The following is a 22,613-nucleotide window of genomic DNA, read 5'->3' on the forward strand; positions in this document are numbered from 1 at the left end:
AAAAATTATCAGTCATAATTTACTCTTCTAAAAGAAAAATAGTATCTTTGCACTCTAAAAGAAGAAATAAGAATAAAATATATAGATACAAACAAAAATGAGAACTGTTTACGAATTCTCTGTCAAGGACAGAAAGGGAAAGGATGTTTCCCTCAAAGAGTATGCTAATGAAGTATTACTCATCGTCAACACTGCCACAAAATGTGGTTTTACTCCACAGTATGAAGAACTGGAGAAATTATATGAGACCTATCACTCTCAGGGTTTTGAAGTCTTAGACTTCCCTTGCAACCAGTTTGGTCAACAAGCTCCAGGAACAGACGAAAGCATCCACCAATTCTGTAAACTTACATACGGTACAGAATTTTCTCGTTTCAAAAAGATAAAGGTAAATGGCGATGACGCTGCTCCTCTTTACAAATTCTTGAAGGAAAGCAAAGGGTTTGCTGGTTGGGATGAATCTCATCCTCTCTATCCTGTGCTCGACAAAATGCTCAGCGAAGCTGATCCTAACTACAAAGAGAGTAATGACATCAAATGGAATTTTACTAAATTCCTGATTAACAAAAAAGGTCAGGTTGTAGCTCGTTTTGAGCCTACCACCAGCTTTGAAGTAATTGCCAAGGCTATTGAAGAATGGCTGAGCAAATAACAGAGGTCTATCTCATTGATTGAAAGAATCACAGCTATATAAACAATAAAAAAACGAGAATGCAAATTAGCATTCTCGTTTTTTTATTGTTATATTCTTTCAAGTCTTTAATATTCAAGTTTGTTATGCTGATTATACCTATCCATCATTTTTTTAGACTTTAGGAACTGTAGCAAGGAATTTCTTAATTTCCTCATCAGGGACAGCATAGTCATGCAAGTCACCATTGATATAGCTCTCATAGGAAGGCATATCAATCAGTCCATGTCCAGACAGACAGAACAGGATAACCTTTTCCTCTCCGGCTTCCTTTGCCTTCTTAGCCTCACGAATCGTAGCAGCAATAGCATGACAACTCTCTGGAGCAGGAATAATGCCCTCTGTGCGGGCAAAAAGCATACCAGCCTCAAAAGACTCAGACTGAGGAATATCCACACCATGCATATATCCGTCCTTGATCAACTGAGAAATAATCATACCGGCACCATGATAACGCAAACCGCCAGCATGGATATTCGCAGGCTTGAAATCATGACCCAAGGTGTACATTGGAAGCAATGGTGTATAACCAGCCTCATCACCAAAGTCGTATTCAAACTTACCACGAGTCAACTTAGGACAGCTTTCTGGTTCTGCTGCAATAAATTCAGTATTCTTTCCATCCTTAATCTTATGACGCATGAAAGGGAAGGCGATTCCACCAAAGTTACTACCACCACCAAAACAAGCTATCACAGTATCAGGATACTCACCAGCCATAGCCATCTGCTTTTCTGCCTCCAGACCAATGACTGTCTGATGAAGAGCCACGTGATTTAACACAGAACCCAAAGTATATTTACAACCAGGAGTTGTTGTAGCCAACTCTACAGCCTCACTGATGGCAGTACCTAATGAACCTGGATGATGAGGATCACGGGTAATGATGTTTTTACCAGCTCTTGTACTCATAGAAGGAGAACCCTCTACTGTAGCACCAAAGGTACGCATAATACTGGAACGATATGGTTTTTGCTGCATGGTAATTTTTACCTGATAAACAGCCGCTTCCAATCCATAGAGTTTGGCAGCATAAGACAAAGCAGCACCCCACTGACCAGCACCCGTTTCTGTTGTGACATTCGTATCACCTTCTTGCTTACAATAGTAGCACTGAGGAAGAGCAGAATTAATCTTATGTGAACCTAAAGGGTTGGTACTCTCATTTTTGAAATAGATATGAGCAGGAGTACCTAAAGCCTCTTCCAAAGCATAAGCACGAACCAAAGGAGTAGAACGATAGAAAGTATATTTTTCCAATACGTCTTCAGGAATATCTATCCACGCATGCTCCTGATCCAATTCCTGCTTGGAACATTCCTTATTAAATATATGTGAAAGATCATCAGCATTGAGAGGCTGGTGAGTCTGAGGATTCAATGGAGGCAATGGCTTATTAGGCATATCTGCCTGAATATTATACCACTGTGTTGGGAGTTCACTCTCCTGCAAAATAAATTTCTTCTGTCTCATGTGATATCATTTTTATATTAATTATTATGTCTTTTCTTACATTTTGTTAATAGATAAATCCATTTTGCGACAAAATTACAAAAAACATTTGAGATAAAAGAAAAAAAGGCAATAATTTTGCTTCTTATCTGAAAAATATCGTAAAACGGCAGGAAATCGGTTAAAACAAGAGGCGTTGTGAAACGCTATTTATCATCTTTTACTTATACAATAATATAATAGAGAAATTCATATAGAAGATTACGAGATTTCGTTACTCTTCTTTTTTTATTTAAGCATTAATGGATTTGTACTTTGATATACATCCCGTACCTCAAGGTACAAATCCAATAATATTAAATAAAACTTTTACTAAACATCTTAAATACTCAATAATTATCAAATCTTATATTGTCTTCATTATATTTCTTAATGTGATGATATTCTAACCCATCATGATATTCAAATCTATCCTTAGCGTTTGAATTCGATTGCAAAATTAAGTTTTTAATAAATTCACCCTATGTATTTTTTGTTATTTCCATATACCTATTTTGTTAACTGCCGATAAATTCTATACGAATTCTGGATTTTTATCGACAAATTCCCTTCCAAATAGATACAAAAAACTACAAAATTCATACAAAAGATAAATTTATGCCCCATTTATTGCTCAATATCATTCAATATAGATACAGCTTGCTCTACACTCTTGATACCAGAAATACGCAAGTAGCGCTTGTTGCTTTTCTCTTTCAAGTTGCACATCCTCACATGTTTGGTTACATAATCCAACACCTTAGAGAACATGACACTCCTGTAAAAAGGACTCTGCACATTGCTCACAAACTGTAATTGAAGAACATTTTGCTTCAGCATCATCTTCTCGCATCCCATACGCTTGCCCAATCTACGCAGGGTGACCACATGCATCAGTTCTTCGGCCTCATGAGGCACAGGACCGAAACGGTCAATCAATCGCTTTTTATAAGCAGCCAGATCATCATCATTCTCTATACAATCCAACTCCCGATATAAAAGCATTCGTTCACTACTACCAGGAACATACGAATCAGGGAAATACATCTCCAAGTCGCTCTCCACAGAACAGTCATCTACAAAGTCGTCACCCGTGAGCACCTTACCTTGATCCAAGTCTTCCTGATACAAATCATTGAATTCTTCATTCTTCAACTCGGTCACAGCCTGCGACAAGATCTTCTGATAGGTTTCATATCCCAAATCTTCCATGAAACCACTCTGTTCTGAACCCAACAAGTTACCTGCTCCACGAATATCTAAATCCTGCATGGCAAGATTAAATCCACTTCCCAAGTCACTGAAAGTTTCCAAAGCCTCCAAGCGTCTCCGAGCCTCAGTTGTAAGTACGCTTTTAGGGGGTGCCAACAAATAGCAAAACGCCTTTTTGTTACTTCTGCCAACTCGTCCTCTCATCTGGTGCAGATCACTTAAGCCGAAATGATGCGCATCATTGATTATGATCGTATTGGCATTGGAAATATCGATACCATTTTCCACAATGGTTGTAGAAAGCAGCACATCATAGTCATAGTTGATAAAGCCCATGATAATCTTTTCCAACTCCTCAGGCTTCATCTGGCCATGTCCGATGACAACTCGACAATCAGGTACATGTTTCTCTATCAGGAGTTTAATCTCCTGAAGTTTAGAAATCCGATCATTGACAAAATACACCTGTCCATTACGACTCATTTCAAAATTGATGGCATCAGCAATCACTTCTGAAGAAAAACAGGTCAGCTCCGTATGGATCGGATAACGGTTAGGTGGCGGTGTACGCATGATACTCATATCTCTTGCTCCCATCAGCGAGAACTGGAGGGTACGAGGAATAGGCGTAGCACTCATGGTCAGCGTATCCACGTTGACCTTCATCTGGCGCAGTTTCTCCTTTGTACTTACTCCAAACTTCTGTTCCTCATCAATAATGAGCAAACCTAAATCTTTCCATACAACCGATTTGGAAATCAATTTATGCGTACCTATCAAAATGTCTATTTTACCATCCTTTAAGTCAGCCAAAATCTGTCGGGTTTCCTTTGCAGATCGGGCACGGCTCAAATATTCTACCCTCACAGGCATTCCCTCAAGACGCGACTTGAATGTCTGATAATGCTGAAATGCCAAAACGGTAGTAGGAACCAGTACTGCCACCTGTTTACTGTCACAAGCAGCTTTAAAGGCCGCACGAATGGCTACCTCCGTTTTTCCGAAGCCAACATCTCCACACACCAGTCTGTCCATAGGGCGGGAACTTTCCATATCAGCCTTCACCTCCATGGTAGCCTTATTCTGGTCAGGCGTATCTTCATAGAGGAAAGACGCCTCCAACTCATGCTGCAAATATCCATCCAGACTAAAAGCATAGCCCTTTTCACGACGACGCTTAGCATACAACTTAATCAGGTCGCGTGCTATATCCTTGATACGTTTCTTTGCCTTTTCCTTCATCCTATCCCAGGCACCAGTACCTAAGGTAGAAAGACGAGGAGGTTCACCGGTATCGGCACTTCTATATTTGCTGATTTTATAGAGCGAATGGATAGAAACATCCACTTTATCGTTATTCTTATAGACGATGCGTATCATTTCCTGATAGCTTTCACCAGTAGGAACACGAACCAAGCCGCCAAACTTACCGATTCCAAAATCCACATGTACGATAAAGTCGCCCGGTTCCATTTCCTGCAACTCTTTCATCGTAAGCGCCATTTTACCAGCACGAGCAGAATCAGAACGCAAATTGTATTTATGAAAACGGTCAAAAATCTGATGATCTGTAAAGAAACAGCATTTTTTGTCAGAATCCACAAACCCTTCGTGAATGGTTTTATCTACAGGAACAAAAGAAATCTGATAACGTTGCAAATCTTCACTATCAAAAATATCCTTCAATCTTTGCTGCTGTTTCTGACTGTCAGCTAAAATATATAAAGTATATTTCTGAAGAAGATAATCCTCAAGAGTTTTAGCCAACAACTCAAAATTCTTATGGAATAAAGGTTGTGGCTGGATATTAAAATGAATGCAAGCAGAAGACTTACCTTCTCCCTCCAAAGCATTTGGATTTTTATCCACATGCCCCATTTCTATGCGCACTCTTTCCGCCAATCCCTCTTTCAACTGAGTCGTAGTACAGAGATTCAACTCTTTCTTCATCCGCTGTCTGATTTGCTCAGCCTCCATTTCTGTAGCCCCTTCCAGCTGTTCAGTCAAACTTTGAGCCGAGAAACCATCATGATAAATCTGTTCGATACGATCATGAAAAAAGACGAAATCCTTCATGACAACAATTGTATCCTCACCCAAAAAAGAAAATATCGGTTGTTTTTCACTTTCAAGAGAAGATAATTCAGGCACGATTTCTATACATTCCCTCTTGACTTTCGACAACTGACTTTCCACATCGAAGGTACGGATGGAATCGATCTCATCTCCGAAGAAATCTATACGGAAAGGAAATTCGCAGCTATAAGAATATACATCCAGGATACTACCACGGACAGCAAATTGTCCTGGTTCATAAACATAATCAGTCTCCTCAAAGCCAAAATCTCTCAGCGTATGCACAATATTGCTCAAGGCAATCTCTTGAGAAACAGAAAGTTTAAGTATGCGCTCATCCAGTTTCTTTTTGGTAACAACCAATTCTGCCAAGGCATCAGGATAAGAAACTATAAATAAATTTCTATTTTGCGATAAACGGGCCAAGACTTCCGTTCGAAGGATTTCATTGGCAGCATCTTTTTGTCCATACTTGATGGCACGACGATAGCTGGAAGGAAAGAAAAAAACATTTTCCTGTCCCATCATTTGTGTCAGGTCGTGATAAAAATAGCCAGCCTCATCAGCATCATCCAGAACAAAAAGTACGGTTTTTCCTAATTGTTGATATACAGACGCAAAAAAGATTGGTGCAGAAGAACACACCAATCCCTTTAGGGAAATCATTTTGATCTGTTTTTTCCCCAATAAATCCAAAAGGGCCTTCGTCTGTGACGAACGCCCGTAAATATTTTCAATCTCTTGTATGGTCACGCTTTTTAGTTTTTCTTAGGATACTTCTTAAACCATCCATCCAAGCGAAGACGCATTACACCAAAGAAAGCCTCTCCAAAGATACCTCCATTCATCTTGCTCACACCCTCGCGACGGTTGACGAAGATAACAGGTACCTCTTTGATTTTAAATCCTATCTTATGAGAAGTGAACTTCATCTCGATTTGGAAAGCATATCCTTTGAAACGAATTTTATCCAATTCGATGGTTTCCAACACCTTGCGACGATAGCAAACGAATCCTGCCGTTGTATCATGCACCTTGAATCCAGTAACCAGACGAACATACTTGGACGCAAAATAACTCATAAGGACACGACCGATTGGCCAATTAACCACATTGACGCCCGAAACATAGCGAGAACCTACTGCAACATCATACCCTTCATCATGAGTAGCAGCATAAAGACGTGGCAAATCATTAGGATCATGACTAAAGTCAGCATCCATTTCAAAGATAAAATCATATCCCTGTTGGAGCGCCCACTTAAAACCTGTGATATAAGCAGTACCTAAGCCTAATTTACCGGAACGCTCCAAGAGGTAAAGACGGTCCTTAAACTCACCCGCCATCAGATTCTTGACAATAGCAGCCGTACCATCAGGACTTCCATCGTCAATCACAAGAATATCAAATTGCTTTTCGAGCCCGAAGACAGCCCGAATGATCTTCTCTATGTTTTCCTTCTCATTATAAGTAGGAATGATTACTATGCTATCGCTCTTCATAATAGTTTTTATTAATCAAGTACCAATAATTCTTATAGTTAAATATGATATGCAAAGATACGACTTTTATCACAATTCCACTATATTTTTGATTATTTTTTCATTTATTGGTCAGGATTTTCTACAAAACCCTGATATTCCTTGTCTAAACCATTCATAATTGCCTCATAACTCTCCGTCATCTGATGCTTAATATTGTCAGCACCTCTGCCTATAGGAGCTATTGGCTTATGTATAGTCAACTTCAACGGATGCCAAAACACCCAAAAAATATCTTTCATACGCGGCTTCACCTGGAAACTGCCATTGATGGTAAGAGGACAAACAGGCAACTGCAGTTCGTCTGCCAACATAAAAGCACCTCGACGGAAAACACCCATATGACCGGTAAAAGTTCTGGCACCTTCAGGGAACACCACCAGCGACATTCCCTCCTTGAGTTCTTCACGAGCCTTGTCATAGGAAGCACGGATTTTGGAAGGTCCGCTTTTATCTACGAAGATATGATGAGCATACTCGCAAGCCACTCCTACCAAAGGAATCTTACGAAGACCTTTCTTCATCATCCACTTGAAATTACGTCCCAAAAAACCATATATCAGGAAAATATCAAAGGCTCCCTGATGATTGGCTACAAAAACGTAGCTCTGCTTTTTCTCCAAATTTTCACGTCCTTCTACCTTTACAGGCAACAGGAGAATACGTATCCACAACTGTGACCAGATCTTACCAGGATAATATCCCCAGAAATGCCCATTACCTAACATACACCCCACAACTGTTGTAATACTCGTAATAATACTTGCCAATACCAAGATAGGCAAGCACACCAATAATTGGTATAAACGATATAAATATTTCATAATCTCAATATTTTCTACGCTGATAATACTTTTATATGGTAATTCTTATTTTCTTTTTAATGTGACAACTACAATCTCGGCGGTAGCTCCTATACGGATAGGAATCACGCCACCCAATCCGGCAGTCGTAAAGAGCTGGCAACCTTCACGCTCATACAAACCATAGTCATAACTGGCAAACATGGTTGGCCGGATGCCCAAGACCTCAACTTGTCCTGCATGAGTATGACCGCTGAATGTCAATTGCGGTGCCATTAAAACCGTATCTTTAGATCCATACACCTCATTAATTTTGGAAGGAACCATATCTTTCCACTGCGTTGGTATATGCTGGAGCATCAAGATAAAATTTCCCGGTTTGATGGATGCAAGTGATTTCGCCACACTTGTCCGCTTCGGTTTATCATAATTTTCCGTTCCAGCTATATAGATGGAATCCTGTCCTCTATACACCACCCGATGTTCATTATTCAGCAGTTGCCATCCTAAACTTCGCTCAAAATCCTGTACCCTTTTCTCTATTTCAACCTGTTCATCAGGATCTGCATCAACATAATAACTATAATCGTGATTGCCCAAGATACTATAAACTCCATCCTTTGCTTTCAACGAACGAAGCACCTGATAATAAGGTACTAATTCTGAAGGATGTGCATTTTGCAAATCACCCGTAAAGCAAATCATGTCAGGATGCTGTGCCTGAATGCTGTCAATATCCCGCTGGGGAATATCCGACCTCCAACCATAAAAGGAACCGAGATGGAAATCACTAAACAGGACAATTCTATACCCATCGAAGTTCTTTGGCAAATCAGACAGATATATGGTGACTTGTTTCACTTCCAGTTTACGGAAGCCTAAAGTAAATCCATAGACAAACGTCACGAAAGCCACAATAGCCAAAACGAGTCCAACCGTTCGTCCCCAATTCTTCTCTAAATGAAAATATCTTTTGCAGCACCATCCTAAGGAACTGCAGAAAGCAAAGACAAACTCCGGCACAGCACAGACCGCCATCAGAGCGAACCAGATATCAACCAGCAAGGGATTTTTCGGTACAAAGTTCGGCAGAAAAGCCAAATATACACTATATCCCAAAACTATCATAGCAGGAATCCACAACAGAAACCTTTTTCTACCAGTTACCTTCTGGAATTCAGTCTTGAATATCCATAAATAAGGCAACACAATACCCAATATAATGGGTATAAGTATTCTATATATCATTTTTTCATCAAACTTGATTGCAAGAATCGCCGCATGAGTTCCACTGGAATACCACGTCTATTTGCATAATCTCTCAACTGATCCTCCCCTATCTTTCCCAGTTCAAAATAATGTGCCTTGGGATGAGAAAACATCAACCCCGACACACTGGCATGGGGCGTCATCATACCACTTTCAGTAAGTCTGATACCAATCTCTTTCATCCCAAGAATTTCATCCAGGATAAAATTGATACTGGTATCCGGCATAGAAGGATAGCCCACTGCAGGGCGAATACCCTGATAGTCCTCTCGAAGAAGCTGCGCCATCGTCAACTTTTCATCTGCAGCATATCCCCAAAAAGTAGTTCTAACTTCCTGATGCATACGCTCAGCTGTGGCTTCTGCCAACCGGTCACTAAGCGTTTGTGCCAACATCGACTGATAATCATCATGACGATACAACTCCACAATTTCCGCATCAACCGTAGCACAAAAGATACCCAAGCAATCCGTCTTTTCCATATAGATGGGGCGCAAGAAATCTGACAGACACAAATTAGGTTGCCCATCCGCAGAAACCTTTTGCTGACGGAGCATGGGAATACGAACCTCCGAGCGAATAGTCTGACCGTTGATTTGATCATTCAAATCATCGATTAAGACGATATCATCCCCATCACTACAGGCTTTCATCAATCGAAACAAAGCATGAGTATGATATTTACCATACCAAGACTTCAACATCAGAAGCGCCTCCTGTTTCATTTTTTCTTTTTCGCCTGCAGGCTTACCACTCAGTCCCCAAGCATGAAAGAAATAGAGCCAATTGATATACGGTACTATATCCGCAATATCGTATGTCAAAACCTTTCTCAAAATCTTAGAATTTATGATTTTCTAAAAGTAAGTTCTTCGCCACGATAAGCCTCGTCAAACTCTCCCTTATTATATATAAGGTGTCCATTACAGATCGTTTGCTCCACTTGCCATTGGTATTCATGTCCTTCCATAGGACTCCACCCGCATTTACTTTGGATGATTTCTTTCTGAACAGTCCAAGCAGTATGAGGGCGAACAATAACAATATCGGCCTGATAGCCCGGGCGCAAAAAGCCACGTTTGTCCACTTGAAAGAGTTTGGCAGGATGATGAGACATCACCTCTACCATTCTTTCAATAGAAAGAACACCTTCGTCCACCAATTCCAACATACTTACCAACGAGAATTGCACCATCGGCATACCCGAAGCAGCCTTGGCACAACCGCCCTGCTTGTCTTTCCATTCATGAGGAGCATGATCAGTGCCAACAACCGAAATTCGCCCATCAGCCAAAGCCTCACGTAATGCCTGCCTATCTTTCACTGTCTTAATAGCAGGATTACATTTGATGAAAGCTTTCTTGTCTGCATAATCCTCATCCGAGAAATAAAGATGCGCAATGACAGCTTCACCCGTAATATTCTCATCTTTTCCGAAGAATTCAAGTTCACGAGCGGTAGTCACATGCGCAATATGCAGATGAGCCCCAGACTCCTTTGCCAATTTAACAGCCAGACTACTACTTTCGTAACAAGCCTCTACACTACGGATTTCCGGATGGAATTTCACATCAGGATCTTCACCATATTTTTTCTGATAGGCAGCCATATTGCGATTGATGATGTCAGTATCCTCGCAATGAGTCATCACAGGCAGTCCCAAATTCTTGGCTTTAACAAATATCTGTTGCAAAGACTCATACTTATCCACCAGCATATTGCCCGTGCTGGAACCCATAAAGAGTTTAATACCCGGAATACGATGAACATCCAATCTATCAAATGAATCTACATTATCATTGGTTGCACCAAAAAAGAAACTATAGTTAACATGACTTTTCTGAGCACCTAATGCAAACTTATCCTCCAAAGCCTCCAAAGTCGTAGTTTGAGGATTGGTATTAGGCATTTCGAAGTAAGAAGTCACACCACCAAAGGCGGCAGCTCTACTCTCGCTCTCAATATCAGCCTTACGTGTCAAACCCGGTTCACGGAAATGCACATGATCATCTATCACACCAGGCAAAACAAAACACCCCGAGGCATCAATGACTTGATCATAGATTCCACGAGGTGCCTTACCTTCATATATTTTTTCAATTTGTTCACCATTGACAACAAGGTCGCCCAAGAAAGAGCGTCCTTCATTGACAATAGTTCCGTTTTTTATTAATGTTCTCATCATAATTCTACAGATTAATTACCGAAGCCATTACCTTCCGCAGCCTGATTCTCCGGAATAGTAGGTTTAGCCAGATCATTAGCAGTTGGAGCAGGAGCTGCATTCGGATCCACTTGAGGTGCTTGCATTGCAGAAGCATCCTGTCCTGCATCTCTTGTACCATTCATAATCTGCTCATTTTCCTGAGCCTTCTGATAATAATCCTTCACGTATGGATCATTCTTGAAATGCTCAGTAGCCTTACTCATGATATCCTCAATCCAAGGAGAAAGCATCGGGTATTGATTTCTCATGGTAACCATGAAGAATACTCCAGGGCCCAAGACATTATCAAAATTCTCGGTCACGAAAGAAGTGACCAGTTTATCTTCCTGATCAGCCAACCGAATAGCTTCCTCATTCAGTTTTCTTGTTACCATCTCCATATCACTACCATTCATGATAGCCTGGTCATGCTTATGCACCAATTCCATCTGCTGGTTCTGCAACTGCTGGTATTTCTTGAAGAACTTAAACAGTTTATCATTCAAAGGAGTGCCGCTAACTATCTGTTGAGCATCATCTAATTTCACATTAATGTCACCGCTCTCCAGCACCAATGGGAGGACAGCCTCATCATCCATGAAAATATTAGCCATTCTCACAGAATCCAAATTTCCGTCAAAATGGAATTGACCATGCACAACATCACAGGAATCAATATTTTTAAAATCATTGTTTTTCAGGATTTTCAGGTATAGCATCCTTCCATCCAATGTACTCACATTAGACGTACCTTGGATATTGTAGCTATTGGCACACGATGTCATTGCCAACAAGGTGATAAATGCATAAAGTATCTTATTCATAATCTGTCTGTATTTCGGGTAACAAAAGTACAATCTTAAATTGAAGTACGGAAATAAATTTATGCTATTTAATTGAATATCGTCTGTATTTAGTATTTTTTGGCATTATTCCTTCTCCAGTTCACGGGAAATACGATGTGTCGTATATAATTCCAACAAAGCTGCGATAAGCAGCAGAAGCACCCACTTATTATAAAAGTAGGTGATATACGTCTCATAGTTGGAAAACCAATTACGGGCAAAAGCATATACCGTATCAACCATAGAAATGCCCGACAATATAAAACAAATATCCGCCATTGCCTGTATGCGCTTCAGACGATGAATGACAAACGATTTTCCTTCGTATAACTGCATGGCTTGTATCACACTAAAAAGCACCGTACCTACTAAGAACACCCAACAGGTATAAAGCAACATTTTAGGATAGATAAATCCAAACGCATAGCAACCTGCACCGACAACCATCAGCACGCCACCCAAGAGGAATATGGCACTCTGAATTTTACTCAACTGTTTCATTTTCTAAATCTTCTTCGTTATTATTATTAGGCAAATCGGTGCTCAAGACGAAGATATCCTCATCGTCTGCCTTCATGAAATAGTTTTCTCTGGCTATTTTCTGATAAGCCTTCGGATCCACGCGCATTTCCCTCAGCAGTTTGGTGTCTGCCTGATAACGCGCAGTATATTTTTTTATCTCAGAACGCAAATTATTGATCTGAATCTGGTATTTCACATGCTGGTAGATGCTATTGTCATCAATTGCACCTACTACCAAAACGCCCACAACAATCACTATAAGATACTTATAATGAGAGAGATAGCCCCATATTACACCTAATTGTTTACTCATTTATTTCGATATTTGTTTGCAAAGATAATATTTTTTTGTTATCTTTGCATCATCATTTAAGAAAAAATAATGGAAGAATATATTGTTTCTGCAAGAAAGTACCGTCCGATGACCTTCGATACGGTGGTTGGACAGAGTGCTTTGACAACAACTTTAAAGAATGCGGTGAAGAGTGGAAAGCTCGCTCACGCATACCTTTTTTGCGGTCCTCGTGGTGTCGGAAAGACTACCTGTGCCCGTATTTTTGCCAAGGCTATCAATTGCGAGCATCCCCGTGAAGACGGAGAAGCCTGCAATGAGTGCGAAAGTTGCACAGCTTTCAACGAGCAGCGCTCATTCAACATCTTTGAGCTTGATGCCGCCAGCAATAATGGTGTAGAGCAAATCAAGGCTCTCATGGAGCAAACCCGCATCCCGCCACAGATTGGCAAGTACAAAGTGTTTATCATCGATGAGGTACACATGCTGAGTTCTGCTGCCTTCAATGCATTCCTCAAGACATTGGAGGAGCCACCATCGCATGTCATCTTTATCCTGGCGACCACGGAGAAGCACAAGATTCTGCCTACCATTCTCAGTAGATGTCAGATTTACGATTTCGAGCGAATGACTGTTCCTAACACGATTAAGCATCTGGCTATGGTAGCAGAAAAAGAAGGAATCAAATATGAGGAACAGGCTTTGGCTGTCATCGCTGAAAAAGCCGATGGCGGTATGCGCGATGCACTCTCTATCTTTGACCAGGCTGCCAGTTTCTGTCAGGGCGACATCACTTATAAAAAGGTAATCGAGGACCTGAACGTTCTGGATAGCGACAACTATTTCAACTTGGTTGACCTCGCTCTCTCCAACAAAGTGAGCGAGATGATGGTGCTGCTGAACAATATTCTCAACAAAGGTTTCGACGGAGGCATTCTTGTCCAAGGTCTTGCCCAACATGTGCGTAATGTCATGATGGCAAAAGATCCCCAGACTCTGCCACTCTTGGAAACCAGTGAAGAGCAAAAGGCCAAATTCCAGGCACAGGCTCAGAAAGCCCCTACACCTTTCTTATATAAGGCACTAAAAATCATGAACGACTGCGATGTTCAATACCGCCAAAGTTCAAACAAGCGCCTGCTGGTAGAACTGACCCTCATCCAAGTAGGTCAGATAACTCAACCAGAAGATCAAGATGTGCCAAGTGCGGGGCGTACGCCCCATAGATTAAAATCCCTGTTTCAGAAATTGATTGCTCCCCTTAAACCTGCTTCACAGGGTGCAGGTAAAGAGCAAGTTGACAGCAAGAAGATTGAAGCCGTTCCTGCTGTCGGGCATTCTATTGCCCAAAAATCCGAGACTAATGAAACTGCCTCAGCGAAAGATACTTCTACAACAAGCAACAAACCTAAGGGAAGTATCAAACTTGGCAGTATCGGCATGACGTTCAAGAATCTTAAGAAACACAAAGAAGAAGATAAAAACAATTATTCTGCCATCAGCGACACAACAGAAACTGCGTCAATAGCCGAAGATAAAAAGCAACCTTTCGATAATGAGCTTTTATACGGTCAATGGATGAGTATGTGTATGAGAATGCAAGGTATCAACGAACTGTATGGTTTGTCACAACGCCTAAAAATGCTGACTCCCAAAATCACAGATTATCCTTCGGTGGAAATCGTCATTGATAATCCGATACTTCTTGATCAAATCGGAAAAATCAAAAACCGCATCAGAAGTACACTTGTATTAGGATTGAACAATGACGACATCATTATCAATTACCGTGTAGCCAAGCAAGAAGAAATCGGAAAGATACGTAATAAACGGGAAATCTTCGATGATATGAAAAAGAAAAATCCTGCACTTGACAAATTGGTACAGGAATTCAAATTAGTCATGGCATAATTCAGCTATGGCAGATTTTTCAAAACAATAATCTAACTAAAGTTTCGCAAGTGAAAATTCACAAGCGTGATTTAACGTAATTTTGGAATAAAAAAGGCTCTGAAGTTTGTATAACTCACAGAAAATGAGTATCTTTATAATCGCTAAACAATAAAGATAAAACTTCAAAGCCGTGAGCAAATATACAAAAATTATTTCAGATCTGCGAAGCTTTTTCGCAAAAAATGACGATAATCGTGCAATTAAGTGCATTATGGGTGTGATGGAACATATAAATATACGCTCCAGCCAGATTGGAGTAGAGAAGAAAGAGAACTGCAAGTTCACCACTTTGCAGGTACTCAACCTCCTCATGCTCTTCCCGTTCTTCGTAGTCAAGAATGCGAGTCGATACTCCAACTCGTCCTTGAGTAAATTGTTCAATTGTGATAAAGACATGTTCTATCGTTTTATGAATGATGGCAACGTCAAGTGGCGCAAGTTACTATATGCAATGAATCTTCAGCTGATAAAGAAGATATCAAGCAGCACAACTGTTCATCATGACAAGCCGGTTTGTTTGATTATTGATGATACTGATGCACCTAAGACTGGTATGACGACCGAACTCATAGGAAGAATCTGGTCTCATGTTCATCAAAAGAGCATCCTTGGTTATAAGTGTCTGACCATGATGTTGTCCGATGGCGTTAGCCAGCTCTTTCTCGATTTTTCTCTTCATGGTGAGGAGGGAAAGGACAAGCAAAAGGTTCAGGGACTTACTGCTAAGCAACGCAAAGCTCGCTATACCGAGGACCACGAAGGGCAAGCGGTAAAAGATCGTGTGGATGAATATCTGATGAAGAAGACAGACAAGGCCATAGATATGGTCAAGTATGCCATCAAGCGAGGTGTTCGCTTTGATTACTTGCTCGTAGATAGCTGGTTTACAAACACTAAGCTTGTGCGTTTCATTTCCAGCAGACATATCAAGTGTCACCTGTTGGGCATGATTAAACTGGGCAAAACCAACTATGCAACGAAGCATGGCAAGATGAATGCCAAGCAAATCATCAAGCACCTGCAAAAGGAGAAGGCATGCAAACACAACAAAATACTTCGCTGTACCTATTGTACAATGGACGTTAAGTTGGATGGTGTGCCAGTCCGTTTGTTCTTTTGCAAACGAGGACGCAAGGGAAACTGGAATGGGTTGTTGACCACAGACCTTTCTCTTAGCTTCCTTGAAGCGTATCGTATTTATGCCAGACGATGGGCTACCGAAGTTGCATACAAGGATTGCAAGACCTTGCTGAACTTTGGTAAATGCCAGTCTGTACATTTTGCCGCTCAAATTGCTAGCTTCACTTTGACAATGATGCAGTATAACATCTTGTGTACAGTGAAGAGATTTGAAGCGTATGAAACCATCGGTGGTCTCTTTACAGAGGTTACCAATGACACTCTCGAGTTGTCCGTAACGGACAAGATATGGGCTATCATTTTGGACTTCGTTCTGGAAGCAGCAGAGCGTTACTCTATAGATGCTACAGAGTTGCTGGCAGATTTCATCGAAAGTAATCCTGTTGCCCATACGCTACGTAATATGTATATTTATAAACAAGCAAGTTGATATTTATTCACTTGCGAAACTTCAGTAATCTAAAAAAACGAGAAACTATTTTTTAAGATAAACTAAAAAATCCTATGGATAAAGCATATCGAGCTACATCCATAGGATTTTTATTTTAAATCAAAGTCATACCATTTTCCTCACATTCCTTGCGCATTTCATCAGGCCAGATACTTGCCTGTATTTCACCAATATGCGCCTTATGAAGCAAGACCATGCAGAGACGGCTTTGTCCTATACCACCACCGATACTCAAAGGCAACTTATCATTTAAGAGTTGCTGGTGGAAATAGAGTTTCTCGCGATCTTCCTTACCTTCTATCTTTAACTGGCGAAGCAAGCTTTCCTTATCCACACGAATACCCATGGAACTCAATTCAAAACTACGCTCCAGAACCGGATACCAGATCAGAATATCACCATTAAGCCCCATCTTTCCATTCTCGGCAATAGTACTCCAATCGTCATAGTCAGGAGCACGTCCATCATGCTTCTTACCATCACTCAACTTACCACCAATACCCTCTACGAATACTGCGCCATATTTCTTGCAGATAGCATCCTCTCGCTCTTTAGGAGTCTTATCAGGATACATATCAAGCAAATCTTGCGCATGAACAAAATGAATCTGTTCTGGCAAGAAAGGCTTCAACTGTGGATAATGCTCACAGGTGAGATATTCAGTACGGCGGATAGCAGCATAAATGCGACGCACCACGCCTTCCAAGAATGCCAAGTTGCGATCTTTCTTTTCAATCACAGCCTCCCAATCCCACTGGTCAACATACAGAGAGTGGAGATTATCGAGTTCTTCGTCAGCACGAATAGCATTCATATCGGTATAGACACCATATCCAGGTTCTATTTTATATTCAGCCAATGTCAATCTCTTCCATTTTGCCAGAGAATGAACCACTTCTGCTTTAGCATCTCCCAAATCTTTGATAGGGAAAGTTACAGGACGTTCCACTCCATTGAGATCATCATTAATACCCAAACCTTTCAATACGAAAAGAGGAGCAGTCACACGACGCAAACGAAGTTCTGTGGAAAGATTTGCCTGAAAGAACTCCTTAATCAGTTTGATTCCCATTTCGGTTTGGCGCATATCAAGAAGTGCCTTATAGCCTACTGGTTTTATTACATTACTCATAATATATATATTTTTTCTTTGTTTTTATGTATTTAGGGACAAATGAAATGCAGGTTAGTACGCCTGTTTTCTATTTGACGGTGCAAAGGTACTAAATTATTATTAATCTGCAAGCGTTTTTCTATTTTATTTTTCAAAATGATAGGATTTTTAATATTTCACTATCTATTTGCACTATTTTCGTATCATTTTCTCTTTATTATCCTAAATAAAAAGTCTTCCCTACGCCTCTCAATAAGTTTTTTTACTCAAATATTTGGTTATTTCAAATAAAATCAGTAATTTTGCAAACGTATCTGCAAACTGTATATATGGAAGAGATTTTGCATATATATAATAAGGTATGAATATCTTGGTCTCGTAGCTTAGTTGAATAGAGCGTTTGATTCCGGTTCAAAAGGTCGTGGGTTTGAGTCCCACCGAGATCACACATTCTCTATCCAGGAAAGCCACTTCCCCTAAAATGGAATGCCATCCTGTATCAGAAGAATTATCACATTATTTAGTTAAAAACATGGACTTAGTAGAACGTTTTATAAACTACACAAAATTTGACACACAGTCGAGCGAAGATTCCGACAGTGTGCCTAGTACGGCGAAACAACTGGAGTTCGCCAAGTATCTAAAACACGAATTGGAAGAGGAGGGGCTTAGCGATGTAGAGATGGACGATATGGGTTACATCTACGCTACATTGAAAGGCAATACCAAGAAAAAGACACCTACCATCGGATTTATATCTCATATGGACACCAGTCCTGATGCAAGTGGCAAGGACATCAAGGCACGCGTCATCCGCAACTATGATGGCGAAGATATTGAATTGAGTCCAGGCATCTTCTCCAGAGTCGATAAATTCCCAGAATTGAAAGCCCATAAAGGCGAGGACATCATCGTAACTGATGGCACGACCCTTCTTGGTGCAGACGATAAAGCAGGAATTGCTGAAATCGTACAGGCTATGTGCTATCTCAGAGACCATGATGAAATCAAACATGGAGATATACGTGTCGGCTTCAACCCTGACGAAGAAATCGGAATGGGTGCTCACCACTTTGATGTTGAAAAATTTGCCTGCGACTGGGCTTATACCATCGACGGAGGCGACCTCGGCGATTTGGAATACGAAAACTTCAATGCCGCAGCTGCCAAGATCCGCATCAAGGGTGTGAGTGTACATACAGGTTATGCTAAAGGCAAGATGATCAACGCAAGCAGACTTGCGGTGGAATTCCAAAACATGATACCAGAGACCGACCTTCCTGAAACCACAGAAGGTTATCAGGGTTTCTACCACTTGCTGGGTATTGAAAGCCACTGTGAGGAAGCTAAGTTGGCTTATATCATTCGTGACCACGACCGTGATAAATTTGAAGATCGCAAAGCATTCATTGCTGACTGCGTGAAGAAAATCAACGAGAAATATGGCGAAGGAACATGTGAGGCTGAGATTTACGATCAGTATTACAACATGAAAGAGAAAATCGACCCTAACATGCATGTCATCGACATCGTCTTGAGAGCGATGCAGGAAAGCGGCGTTCCTCCACGCGTAGAACCTATCCGTGGCGGTACCGATGGAGCACAGTTGAGTTTCAAGGGACTTCCTTGTCCTAACATCTTTGCAGGCGGTGTCAATTTCCATGGTCCACATGAGTTTGTCAGCATCCAGGTAATGGAGAAAGTAGTACAGACCATCGTGAAGATTGCGGAAATCACAGCAGAATACAACGACTAAGTTTCGTATCAATCATAATAATCTATAATCCCAGAAAGCATGAATGCTGATGGGACTATAGATTATTTTCATATTATGACTTAATACTCCAATAGACGATAAACTGTTTTCACTTACATATCAAACTTAATTTTCTTTCGAATGGCAGAAATTCCATTTTTAGTAAAAGATTTGGCACTCATACTGATGGTTGCAGGCATCGTAACCATCATTTTCAAGAAGCTCAAGCAACCCCTTGTGTTAGGATACATCGTTGCCGGTTTTCTTGTTTCACCTCACATGCCCTATACCATGTCGGTCATTGATGAAACAGATATCAAGACTTGGGCAGATATCGGAGTTATCTTTACCCTATTCTCACTCGGTCTTGACTTCTCTTTCAAGAAAATCGTAAAAATGGGAGCCTCCCCTATCATTGCAACCGTAGTCATCGTGTTCTTCATGATGATGCTCGGCATCAGCATAGGTCATGGCTTTGGGTGGAGCAAGATGGACTGTATTTTCCTTGGCGGTATGCTTGCCATGAGTTCCACCACCATTATTTACAAGGCTTTTGATGATATGGGACTGCGGCAACAGAAGTTTGCGGGCATGGTGATGAGCGTTCTGATACTGGAAGACATACTTGCCATTGTCATGATGGTGATGCTGTCGGCCATTGCTGGAGGCAACAACCCTGATGGAGAACAGATGATCGGTTCTGTGATAAAGATTGCCTTCTTCCTTGTCCTTTGGTTTATAGTAGGAATCTTTGCCATCCCACTTTTCCTCCGTTCTGTACGCAAACTTATCAACAATGAAACCCTTCTGATTGTAGCATTAGGACTCTGTTGCGGCATGGCAGTACTCTCCACCAAGGTAGGATTCTCCAGTGCTTTTGGCGCTTTCGTCATGGGCAGCATCTTAGCAGAAACCATCGAAGCAGAAAAGATTATCAAACTGGTGGAACCTGTAAAGAACCTGTTTGGAGCCATCTTCTTTGTTTCCGTAGGTATGCTCGTTGACCCCAAGATTCTGATAGAATATGCCATTCCTATTCTGGCATTGGTAGGTAGCATACTCATAGGACAAGCCATATTCGGTACCTTCGGCTTCATGCTCGGTGGAGAATCTCTGAAATCAGCTATGCGCTGTGGATTTTCCATGGCACAGATTGGTGAGTTTTCTTTCATCATCGCTTCCTTAGGTCTGTCGTTAGGCGTTATCAGCAACTATCTCTATCCAGTAGTTGTTGCCGTATCTGTCATCACGACCTTCCTAACTCCTTATATGATTCGCCTTGCCACACCGACGTATCAAGTCATGGAGAAGCATCTGCCGAAACGACTCATCAACATACTGAATCATTTTGCGATGAGCCATCCCTCTACGACTCAGCAGAGCAAATGGAAGTCTCTTCTCAGACAAATGCTCATCAACACCGTAGCCTATTCCATCCTTACTGCAGCAGTCATCGCATTGATGTTTACCTTCGTACTTCCATTCACCCGAAGTCTTTTCCCTGGTTGGAAATTGCATTGGTATGCTAACGCCATCACAGGCATATTGACCCTCGTGCTGATAGCTCCATTCCTGCGTGCCATCATCATGAAAAAGAACCATAGCAGTGAGTGGAAACGCCTATGGGTAGAAAGCAGCATCAACAGGATTCCGCTTCTCTTCACCATCGTCGTGAGATTTGTTATTGCATTGGCTTTCATCTTCTATATCTGCAATTATCTGACACGTTTCACCGATGCGCTCATGATAATCATCGGCATTGCAGTCGTTTCCCTGATGATAGCATCAAGATGGACCAAGAAGAGAAGCATCAAGATGGAAAGACTCTTCATTCACAACCTGCGTTCAAGGGACATTATGGCACAGGTAAACGGCGAGAAGAAACCACTCTACGAAGGACATTTATTGGACCGAGACATCCATATCAGCGATTTTGATGTACCGGAAGATTCTTCATGGGGAGGAAAAACGCTCAAAGAACTGCATCTCCGTGAACGGTTTGGTGTAGATATGAGCAGTATCATGCGTGGTTCACAACGACTGAATATTCCTAACGGAGATACAGTCATTTTCCCAGGAGATAAATTACAAGTCATTGGTAATGATGACCAATTGCAGAAATTTGCAACCGCGCTCAGTACGGATCTCATACCAGAAGATCTGGAAATAGAGAAACGGGAGATGAAACTACGACAACTCATCATCAGCGGTAAAAGTGAATTCTGCGGAAAATCACTTCTTGAAAGTGGAATCCGCGATAAATACAACTGTATGGTTGTGGGATTGGAAGAAGGACAAGAGAACTTAACGAAAATAGCTCCTACCCGTACATTTGAAAAAGGAGATATCCTTTGGATAGTAGGAGAAGAAAGCGACTTGCAAAAAATAATGGAGAGGGCTTAGCCTTCTCCATTATTTTATTTATATTCTATACCTTTATTAACGACTTTGCGGTATTGATCGCATTGTTGAATCCATTATTTTATTTATATTCAATAGCTTTATTAACCCTTCTTGAAAATTCAATATTTATATTGGCATTTCCAGAAAGTTTTCATTTTAATTATATCCTTATTGGCATTTCTTCAAGGCTCTCATTTACGGCTGCAAAATTACAAAAAGGCTTTTGCAACTCGGTTGCAAAAGCCTTTTTCTTACCTCATATTTTGATTTTTTATTTCAAATCCTCCAAGATCTTGGTTCCCTCCAAGAGTTTCTGAATATCATCCATGGCGATTCTTCCTTCCACTTCTATCAAGAGACAGTTATCATAGTTGGCCTTGTAAGCGACCACCTCCGACAAAACATCGGCATCCATCTTCACCAATACCCTGAAGCCATCATAAGCATTGTCCTTCATCACCAAAGGCTGGTATTCCTCCTCATCGACGTTATCCAACTCCTTCAAGAACTTCTTCTTTACCTTGGTCTTGCAAGCGTCCAACTTGAGAATACGCACGCCCGTCACCTTGTCAATGGCCTTAGCTACATCCTTGTCGTATTTCACAGCAGCTGCCTTGACAAGCAGCATCATCGCAGGCGAGACATAGGTATATTCCGCACGATTCTTAGCCTTATACTCATTGATAAGATCTTTGGCCGATCTTGCTGAGAGTGTCTGAACTGCAAGCACCATCACCAGCATCAAAAACATTGTAATCTTTTTCATCCTTTTATCCATTAATTGTTGTATCTTGGGTGCAAAAGTAACAATTTAATAGTAGAAACTCTGATTTTACTTGTTATTTATT

The 22,613-nt window shown here is 40.9% G+C and carries 17 protein-coding genes and 1 tRNA gene; 6 read left to right on the forward strand and 12 right to left on the reverse strand.

The genetic code is table 11. The features are described 5' to 3' along the window. The first annotated feature begins 97 nt into the window (after positions 1-97). A complete protein-coding gene (locus KUA50_RS07245) occupies positions 98-652 on the forward strand; it encodes a glutathione peroxidase (RefSeq protein ID WP_218458137.1) in 555 nt (184 codons plus the stop codon). 153 nt (positions 653-805) lie between these two features. Here KUA50_RS07245 and KUA50_RS07250 read toward each other — a convergent pair whose 3' ends face one another. From KUA50_RS07250 to KUA50_RS07295, 10 genes are all read right to left on the reverse strand, one after another. Continuing rightward, the gene (locus KUA50_RS07250; protein ID WP_218458135.1) at positions 806-2,164 is read right to left on the reverse strand and encodes a TrpB-like pyridoxal phosphate-dependent enzyme; all 1,359 of its coding nucleotides are present in this window, start codon (positions 2,162-2,164) and stop codon (positions 806-808) included. 645 nt (positions 2,165-2,809) lie between these two features. Further along, positions 2,810-6,223: a transcription-repair coupling factor gene (gene mfd / locus KUA50_RS07255; protein WP_218458133.1), complete on the reverse strand. Its 3,414-nt coding sequence runs from the start codon at positions 6,221-6,223 to the stop codon at positions 2,810-2,812. Positions 6,224-6,228: 5 nt separating this feature from the next. Then, positions 6,229-6,972: a polyprenol monophosphomannose synthase gene (locus KUA50_RS07260; RefSeq protein WP_218458131.1), complete on the reverse strand. Its 744-nt coding sequence runs from the start codon at positions 6,970-6,972 to the stop codon at positions 6,229-6,231. A 104-nt stretch (positions 6,973-7,076) separates the two neighbouring features. After that, positions 7,077-7,835, reverse strand: coding sequence for a lysophospholipid acyltransferase family protein (locus KUA50_RS07265; protein WP_022110891.1), 759 nt, complete (start codon positions 7,833-7,835; stop codon positions 7,077-7,079). Between the two features lie 45 nt (positions 7,836-7,880). Then, positions 7,881-9,062 (reverse strand): metallophosphoesterase, encoded by a 1,182-nt coding sequence (locus KUA50_RS07270; protein ID WP_218458129.1) that lies wholly within the window; start codon positions 9,060-9,062, stop codon positions 7,881-7,883. Continuing rightward, entirely contained in the window at positions 9,059-9,919 is an 861-nt protein-coding gene (locus tag KUA50_RS07275; protein ID WP_218458127.1) for a vitamin B12 dependent-methionine synthase activation domain-containing protein, read from the reverse strand. The genes KUA50_RS07270 and KUA50_RS07275 overlap by 4 nt, the downstream gene beginning before the upstream one ends. Before the next feature lie 11 nt (positions 9,920-9,930). Further along, positions 9,931-11,265, reverse strand: coding sequence for a dihydroorotase (locus KUA50_RS07280; RefSeq protein WP_218458145.1), 1,335 nt, complete (start codon positions 11,263-11,265; stop codon positions 9,931-9,933). A gap of 14 nt (positions 11,266-11,279) precedes the next feature. Continuing rightward, entirely contained in the window at positions 11,280-12,113 is an 834-nt protein-coding gene (locus KUA50_RS07285; RefSeq protein ID WP_218458125.1) for a DUF4369 domain-containing protein, read from the reverse strand. Between the two features lie 105 nt (positions 12,114-12,218). After that, the gene (locus tag KUA50_RS07290; RefSeq protein ID WP_134842375.1) at positions 12,219-12,635 is read right to left on the reverse strand and encodes a hypothetical protein; all 417 of its coding nucleotides are present in this window, start codon (positions 12,633-12,635) and stop codon (positions 12,219-12,221) included. Then, positions 12,619-12,969, reverse strand: a complete 351-nt coding sequence (locus KUA50_RS07295) for an FtsB family cell division protein (protein WP_022110885.1) — start codon at positions 12,967-12,969, stop codon at positions 12,619-12,621. The genes KUA50_RS07290 and KUA50_RS07295 overlap by 17 nt, the downstream gene beginning before the upstream one ends. Positions 12,970-13,038: 69 nt before the next feature. Between KUA50_RS07295 and KUA50_RS07300 the strand changes: the two genes are divergently transcribed. Both KUA50_RS07300 and KUA50_RS07305 read left to right on the forward strand, forming a co-directional pair. Further along, complete coding sequence (locus KUA50_RS07300) at positions 13,039-14,859, forward strand: DNA polymerase III subunit gamma/tau (RefSeq protein WP_218458123.1); 1,821 nt, start codon at positions 13,039-13,041, stop codon at positions 14,857-14,859. A gap of 172 nt (positions 14,860-15,031) precedes the next feature. Beyond that, complete coding sequence (locus tag KUA50_RS07305; RefSeq protein WP_413777421.1) at positions 15,032-16,471, forward strand: transposase; 1,440 nt, start codon at positions 15,032-15,034, stop codon at positions 16,469-16,471. Positions 16,472-16,586: 115 nt separating this feature from the next. Here the strand turns inward: KUA50_RS07305 and asnA are convergent, their stop codons facing one another. Next, positions 16,587-17,624: an aspartate--ammonia ligase gene (gene asnA / locus KUA50_RS07310; RefSeq protein WP_218458019.1), complete on the reverse strand. Its 1,038-nt coding sequence runs from the start codon at positions 17,622-17,624 to the stop codon at positions 16,587-16,589. Positions 17,625-17,978: 354 nt separating this feature from the next. Here asnA and KUA50_RS07315 point away from each other — a divergent pair. The 3 genes from KUA50_RS07315 (at position 17,979) to KUA50_RS07325 (ending at position 21,765) form a co-directional block, all read left to right on the forward strand. After that, positions 17,979-18,052 (forward strand) — tRNA-Arg (locus KUA50_RS07315). Between the two features lie 86 nt (positions 18,053-18,138). Then, positions 18,139-19,362 (forward strand): peptidase T, encoded by a 1,224-nt coding sequence (gene pepT / locus KUA50_RS07320; RefSeq protein ID WP_022110882.1) that lies wholly within the window; start codon positions 18,139-18,141, stop codon positions 19,360-19,362. A gap of 141 nt (positions 19,363-19,503) precedes the next feature. Further along, entirely contained in the window at positions 19,504-21,765 is a 2,262-nt protein-coding gene (locus KUA50_RS07325) for a cation:proton antiporter (RefSeq protein WP_218458021.1), read from the forward strand. Positions 21,766-22,036: 271 nt separating this feature from the next. On the opposite strand, the gene KUA50_RS07330 is transcribed toward KUA50_RS07325, so the two are convergent. Next, a complete protein-coding gene (locus tag KUA50_RS07330; RefSeq protein ID WP_218458023.1) occupies positions 22,037-22,531 on the reverse strand; it encodes a DUF4252 domain-containing protein in 495 nt (164 codons plus the stop codon). Positions 22,532-22,613: the final 82 nt, after the last annotated feature.

It is taken from the genome of Segatella hominis (genome assembly GCF_019249725.2).
Classification (GTDB): domain Bacteria; phylum Bacteroidota; class Bacteroidia; order Bacteroidales; family Bacteroidaceae; genus Prevotella.